This window comes from Candidatus Ozemobacteraceae bacterium (genome assembly GCA_035373905.1).
Taxonomy (GTDB): domain Bacteria; phylum Muiribacteriota; class Ozemobacteria; order Ozemobacterales; family Ozemobacteraceae; genus MWAR01.
In genome coordinates this window covers 79,287-85,813 of sequence record DAOSOK010000024.1, presented here as the reverse complement: position 1 = coordinate 85,813, position 6,527 = coordinate 79,287, and the positions used below count along the sequence as shown (strand labels likewise).

At 59.2% G+C, this 6,527-nt stretch carries 7 protein-coding genes; 2 read left to right on the top strand and 5 right to left on the bottom strand.

Going from position 1 to position 6,527, the window contains the following annotated elements:
* The 3 genes from PLU72_12975 to PLU72_12965 form a co-directional block, all read right to left on the bottom strand.
* Nucleotides 1-643, bottom strand: a 643-nt coding sequence (locus PLU72_12975; GenBank protein ID HOT29090.1) for a metal ABC transporter ATP-binding protein, incomplete at its 3' end; no start/stop codon positions are given.
* The gene (locus tag PLU72_12970; GenBank protein ID HOT29089.1) at nt 640-1,725 is read right to left on the bottom strand and encodes a metal ABC transporter substrate-binding protein; all 1,086 of its coding nucleotides are present in this window, start codon (nt 1,723-1,725) and stop codon (nt 640-642) included. The genes PLU72_12975 and PLU72_12970, both read right to left, overlap by 4 nt.
* A gap of 14 nt (nt 1,726-1,739) precedes the next feature.
* Nucleotides 1,740-3,065: a hypothetical protein gene (locus PLU72_12965; GenBank protein HOT29088.1), complete on the bottom strand. Its 1,326-nt coding sequence runs from the start codon at nt 3,063-3,065 to the stop codon at nt 1,740-1,742.
* 537 nt (nt 3,066-3,602) lie between these two features.
* On the opposite strand from PLU72_12965, the gene PLU72_12960 reads away from it, so the two are divergent.
* Both PLU72_12960 and PLU72_12955 read left to right on the top strand, forming a co-directional pair.
* The gene (locus tag PLU72_12960; GenBank protein HOT29087.1) at nt 3,603-3,896 is read left to right on the top strand and encodes a hypothetical protein; all 294 of its coding nucleotides are present in this window, start codon (nt 3,603-3,605) and stop codon (nt 3,894-3,896) included.
* A 303-nt stretch (nt 3,897-4,199) separates the two neighbouring features.
* Nucleotides 4,200-5,000, top strand: coding sequence for an undecaprenyl-diphosphate phosphatase (locus tag PLU72_12955; GenBank protein HOT29086.1), 801 nt, complete (start codon nt 4,200-4,202; stop codon nt 4,998-5,000).
* Nucleotides 5,001-5,049: 49 nt separating this feature from the next.
* Here PLU72_12955 and PLU72_12950 read toward each other — a convergent pair whose 3' ends face one another.
* Nucleotides 5,050-5,871 carry an MBL fold metallo-hydrolase gene (locus PLU72_12950; GenBank protein ID HOT29085.1) on the bottom strand — a complete coding sequence of 274 codons (822 nt, stop codon included), beginning with the start codon at nt 5,869-5,871 and terminating at the stop codon, nt 5,050-5,052.
* A gap of 15 nt (nt 5,872-5,886) precedes the next feature.
* Entirely contained in the window at nt 5,887-6,516 is a 630-nt protein-coding gene (locus PLU72_12945; protein ID HOT29084.1) for a class I SAM-dependent methyltransferase, read from the bottom strand.
* Between the last annotated feature and the right edge of the window lie 11 nt (nt 6,517-6,527).

Here is a 6,527-nt window from a genome sequence, read left to right as displayed (position 1 = left end):
CTGATTGCTGGAAAGCTAAATTTTGGTCTACCCACGTAAAATAGCGAGGAACCACAGTTTTTCCATCTTTGGTCGCCAGCTCATGGAGAAGATGAATGACTTCATGTTCGGAATCGGCATCGAGCATGGTCGTTGGCTCGTCCATCACGAGCACGTCAGCCCCCGTCACCAGCGCCCGGGCGATGAGCACCTTCTGCCGCATCCCACCCGAAAGTTCATGGAATGGCTTCATCGAGTGAGCGGACAGATTGAACCGCACCAGCAGCCGGTCGATCTGTTCCCGGTCGGCCGGAGAAGGCCGCCCCCACCAGCCCAGGCGCGGGTACAACCCCATCATGACGATATCGCGCGTGACGACGGGAAACAGCAAGTCGATGCTCTGATGCTGGGGAACGAACCCGGCAGGCACGGTGTCGAACGGCGTCTCGATCGTTCCGGCACGCAGCGGCACAAGTCCCAGGATCGCGCGAAGAAGCGTGGTTTTGCCCGCACCGTTCGGGCCGACGAACGGCACGAAGGCCCCTCGCGGAATCTCGAGATCGATGTTGGCGAGAACCAGCTCCTGGTCGTAGCCAACGCACACCCCGCGACAACTGATGACGGGGAGGGAATCGCCCCTCGCCGCGTCGGTCGTTTCCGTCATCGCCCCTCTCCCTTCCAACCAGCCTCGGCGGCCATCGTCACGAGCGCCTCGACCCAGTGGTCGACGAGACAGAAGTAGTCCCCCACGCCGGCCGAACCGCCTACGTAGTAAGGAACCATGCGGTATGTCGCCCCGGTCGCCTCGGCAATCGATTTGACGGTCTGTTCGTCGAAGTAGTTGACGGACAGCATGACCTTGACGCCGTCGCGGCGCATCCGCTCCTCCAGCTCTTTGGTGTGTTTCGGAGAAGGCGGAATGCCGGGTTTTGGTTCGATGGTATCAACCTGAACAAGGCCGAAATCGTCGCAGAAGTAGACCCAGTTCTTGTGATAGGTCACGATGGCAAGGCCGCGCAGCGGCAACATCCTGCCCGTCCAGCCGCCCAGCAGGTTGGTCAGGGGCTTACCTTCGAAGGTATTCTGCTTCAGAAAGTCGTACAGTTTGCCTTCCTGATGGAGTTTCACCAGGGTTTCGCCGCCAAGCACCTCAACCAGCTCAGATCCATAAAGCCTCTTATATAATTCAGCCTTAAGCTGGTTCAGCCGGTTCCGAAACTCCTGTGCATGAGTCGGAGCGTTCTTTTCAAGACCGATCTCGATGTTCTCGGCGACGCGAAGCATATTGAGAGGGCTCACGGTGATGTGAGGGTTCCCATAGATGTGAAGCCCTCCCTCACTGCGTGACAGGACGGTCGGAATATCCTTCATCCGAACCCCCTGGGCGGCCGCCACGTAGCCGACCGCCTCGCTCCGAATGCGGGGATTGCCTGATTTGTCGACGGCGGTGGGCAGCCACATTTCGAGATCGAGGCCCGTCGCAATGAGCAGGTCGGCTTCGCGCAGCATCTGGACGAATGAGGGCTTCGGCCGGATGAAATGGGCATCCTGGTCTCCCTGGACGATATGCGACACGACGACATGCTCCCCGCCCAACCTGCTTGCAAAGTCGGCATAATCGGGAATCGTCGTGACGACGCGCAGAGGACGTTCCCCGTTTTCCGTTCCTCTTGCGGCATGGAGAGGCACGATCGCCGCCCACAGAGAGATGACAATAAATATATTGACTAATACATTCTTCTTCATATTTTCACCTGATTTCAGTAACGATCATGCAGATGCGGGCCGCCAGCCCAGATGCACTGCAGGGTGATGCGCCGGTCGTCCTGTTCCATGTTGTGACCCTTGCGGTAGTCGAATTCGAGCCTGTAATGCACCCAGGGGCTTTGGTTCCACGTCCAGTAGGGGCTGACCTGAAACTCGTAGGGATCTCGTCCCGGCACCATGTGCAGAGCGCCTGGATACAGCTCCGTCGGCGTACCAACGTCGGCATAGGGTTTGGAGTCGGGCCGGTAATAGTCGAGCCGGATACCGGACTCGAGAATCCGGTTCAGTTTCCAGTGAAGGTTGGTATAGGCGCCCCAGGCGCGTGCCGTATCGCGGTCTCCCGCCGCCGTGATGATATCGCGTGCGAGATAATATCCCTCGGTGCGCCAGCAGAAGTTGCGATACCGCATCCGGTCCGTGGGCTCCCACAGGCGGGTCAGATCGAACCCCAGGGCATAGGTCGGCCTGGACTCGTCGCGGATGGAGATCGCCGGCGCAGCACCCACCGACCAGCGGTCGTTGGTGCCAGCCATGCCGGTGACACCCCATTCAAGGTAAGTCGAAGCATCCAAATCCTTGAACTGTTTATAATGCGTCAGGACACAGGGAACGCCCCTGCTATTCTCGGCGAAAAGCGCATCGTTGTTTGCATGGGTGAGCTGCAACGTGAGTTCCCGGCCCATGCCCCTGCCAGCCGGCAGCTGCCAGTCAAACGAAACGCCGATCTGCTCCAGCGGACCGCCGAAAAGACGCCGGAGAGCGAGCGGGAAATCCACCTGGTCGAGGGCGTGTTGGTGCCATCGACCCACGACGCCGAACTGCTGATGGAACTTGCCCAGCGTCAGATTGAGATTTTTCGAGAACCCGACACGGGTGATGTAAGCTTCGCAAATTTCCGTCCCTTCCTCTTGGATGGGAAAAGAGGCTTTGAACCGGGTATCCGGATCGAGATAGCATTCGCCATGAACGCCGAGCGAGCGGAACGTGCCACGGGCATTTTCGCGCACGTCATCCTGGGAACGGAACTGGGCGATGACGTCACCGGTCATGCTGATCTCAGGATTCAGCGCCTGCTGACCCAGCTCGCCAGCCTTGAACGTGACCGACTGCGCCGATGTGGCAGACACGGCGGACGATTCCTGAGCGGCCGATCCAAGAGCGCCCGCTGCCACGAGCCGAAGCCGTTCCTTCTCATCGACCGGTGTTGCTAAAACATGCCCGGAAACTGCCGCCGGACCGGCCAGTTCGAAACCGCCGGAGCCAAGCCGATTCACCTGTTCCTCGAGCCGCGCGATGGTCATTTCGTACTTGTTACGCATCGCCGACATCTCCGACCGCAGGCCGGCAATCTCTTCGCGCAGAGCCGCAACATCGTCATTCGAAACGGCTTTCGCCGCGCATGTGGTTTGCAAACAGGGCGCGAAAGCGAAAACGAGCAGACAAAAGGCAATAGATATATATCTCACATGATTCTCCCATCATGGACTGAATCGCCGACAGGCTGTCGGCGGTCTGCGGAAATTCCGAAAACCGAGGATTCAGCTCACAACGGGAGGGCCACGTGGCAGGCATGGCCGAAAAACGCCTTGAAGGTCATAAAAACAATGAACGTCCGCCGAACGACGGACGGAGAAGATGTCCCCCAGTGGTTCACCCGTCGATTCGACATCGCTCGAACACACCAGATCGGAGAGCGAACAGATCAGACAGTGTTCGGACGGGCAGGGAACGACGTTCCCGGACATCGCCCATCGGAAAGGCTTGCTCGTCTCGGCGCCCTCCGGTATCGCGCAGCAAGGGCGGCACAGCGTTGCTTCGTGTCCCTCTCCCCCCTTATGAGGGGATACCACATGCGCATGTGGGAAGCCGGAACGGAGATGTTCGCAGTTCTCAAGATGGTTATCGTGGCATCCGCTGCGGGTGAAATGCAGCAACCCGGCGGCAAGAAATCCGACCTGAAGAATCAGGCAGAGAACCGCAACCGATTTCCACCATTCGCGCTTCATGAACATCACTTTCACCACGCAGAATCCCGGCATATCGGTCAACCTGCGACATCATTCCGAGCATTTGCCCGTTTGCATATTCTATCTCTCTGGATCATCCTCGTCAAACCCTTGTTCAAATTGAGCGAAAGAACAATTCCGTGATATCCCCCCTTCTTTGCAACCACCTTGTTCCAAAGCAGGAGTTCCGATCTCTGCCTCGCGAATGTCGATCCCGTCTGCCTGCGGCATGAACGGTGCCAAGGCAAACGCCCACCAACTGACCGCTACGGCATGGCGCCCCGAATCATTATTATATTTATGTGTATTATTCTATTTCCCAGCTGAAACGCTGATGTTTGATCGCTCTTATCGGCACGAGTTGAGTTGAAGGGGGGTTTTCCTTCGCCCGGATTTCGTGTAAGGTGATCGCCACCTTTGCCCTGTTGCATCCATGGAGGAAGCCGCATGAACATCCACCTCATTGCCGTCATTCAGGGAATCGTCGAAGGGCTGACCGAGTTTCTGCCGGTCAGTTCGACAGGACACCTCATTCTCTCGGCACATCTGCTGGGCTTCACGGGCGAGAAGGCTGACACCTTCGAGGTGTTCATCCAGCTCGGCGCGATTCTCGCCGTTGCCATTCTCTACCGAACCCGCATCATCGACATGTTGCGGCGATGGCGCGATCTGCCGTGGACAAGCAACCGGCTGACCCTGTGGCACATTGCACTGGCGATGGTTCCAGCCGTCGTTCTCGGCCTGCTGTTCCACAAGAGAATCAAGCTGTATCTCTTCTCGCCGATAACCGTCCTGGTCGGTCTCGTCATCGGCGGCATCTATCTGATCCTGGCCGAACGATATCAACCCCAGGTGCGGGCAATAACAGTCGACGAGATGACCTGGAAGCAAGCGCTGGGAATCGGCGTCTGCCAGTGCCTCTCGCTGTGGCCGGGCTTTTCCAGAGCCGGCGCGACGATTGCCGGCGGCCTTCTGTTCGGTGTGTCTCACGTGCCCGCGGCGGAGTTTTCGTTCCTGCTCGCCATTCCGATGATGGTCGCCGCGACGGGCAAGGACCTCTGGTCGAGCCGCGACCTGCTGTCGATGAGCGACGCGGGTGTCTTCGCCATCGGCTTTTTCGTCTCGTTCGTGGTGGCCTGGCTCGCCGTTGTCAGCTTCATGCGCTTCCTCGGCCGCACCCGCCTGACGCCGTTCGCTTGGTATCGGTTCGCGCTGGCAGCCCTGTTTGGCCTCTACCTGCTGTCCTAACCCGCGATTCCTTCCGTGCGGGTCATCGACACCCCCAGGAAACAGCCTGTCACCACTGAAACCTATCTCCAGCCTTGCCCGGAGCAACCATGACACCGAAGGCCGCGCCCAGCGCCGCGACGGCACCGTCACCCGTGCAGTGCGTGGGAATCAGCTGCCCAGGCCGGAATTCGCGCAGCAACTTGATCGTCTTCTCAAGTCTGTCTGCATCGGCATTCAGCAGGTGGAACCCGCCGACAATGGCCAGGATGGGACCGTCTCCCGCCAGTTCGCGTACACACGAGAGGGTGTTGATCAATCCAGAATGGCAGCAACCGGTCACGACGACAATGCCTTCGGGGGTTCGCACCCAGAGTGCCTGGTCGTCCTCTATGGGATCGGGCTGTGTTCCCTGCTGATCGAGGGAGAAAGGGCCGCCGGTCGTTTCAAAAGCCGTTTTCCGGGGAATCGGCCCTGTCAATCCAACATCTTTGGACCACAAAACCGGCCGATTTTCGAACGCCCGTCGGAGCCCCGTCACCTGATCAACCGCTTTTCGCGCGGTTTCCGGCATGCCGACCGCCTTTGCCACACCGTCCCGAATGCTGTATCGCGGTTTAATCACCGCCGGGTGACAGTGCAACCGGGCATCGGGAATCCGCTCGAAAGCGAGCGGCAACCCGCCCGTATGGTCGTAATGGCCATGACTCAGGGCCACCATGTCAGCCGTGGAAAGATCGATGCCAAGCGTTCGGGCATTGGCTTCCAGGGCCGGCCCCTGGCCGGTGTCGAACAACAGTTTCGCCCTCCCGAACTCGATCCAGAACGCGAGACCATGCTCGGCCACCAGCCCTTCCGCGGCCTTGTCATCGACGAGAATCGTGATCTTCAACGGTACTGACATCGTTCATCGCACCCCGACGATCGTATCCTGAATCCTGGTCCGATGGAGACCGACCTTGAAGCCGTCGGCGAGCAGCCATTCCCGCATTTCCATCAGGCTTCCGGAACCCACGTCGTGCCGGCGCCCCTCGCTTTGCAGAATCCGGTCCATCACTTCCAGGCCATACGTGCTGAAATCACTCACGACGATCCGCCCCGAGGACGCCATCACCCTGGTCATTTCCTCATACACGTCTCGGGGCCGAGCGAGGTGATGAAGGACATTCACGGTGATCACCAGGTCGAAAGACGCCGACACATACGGCAGGTGCTCGGCATCAGCGATTTCGAGCGTCGCCCGGTCGGCACATCCGTCGTATCTCAGGTTGAGCAACGCCATGCGCTGATCCTCGACCGACAGATCGACGGAGGTCAGCCGGTACCCTGCCCGGGCAATCGCCACCGTCATGTAGCCCTTGCCGGTGCCGATCTCGAGAACAGGCCCCGTCACGGGCCGGACGATGCCGAGAATGAACTCCCGCTCCCGTTCGATGTCGTAACCGAAGCTCCGGTAGAGTTCCCGCCGGTTCTCATACCGTCGCCGGTTCTCGAAAACCTCTTCGTCGAGAACACTCATAGCCGATCGATTCGCCATGTTCGTACCTC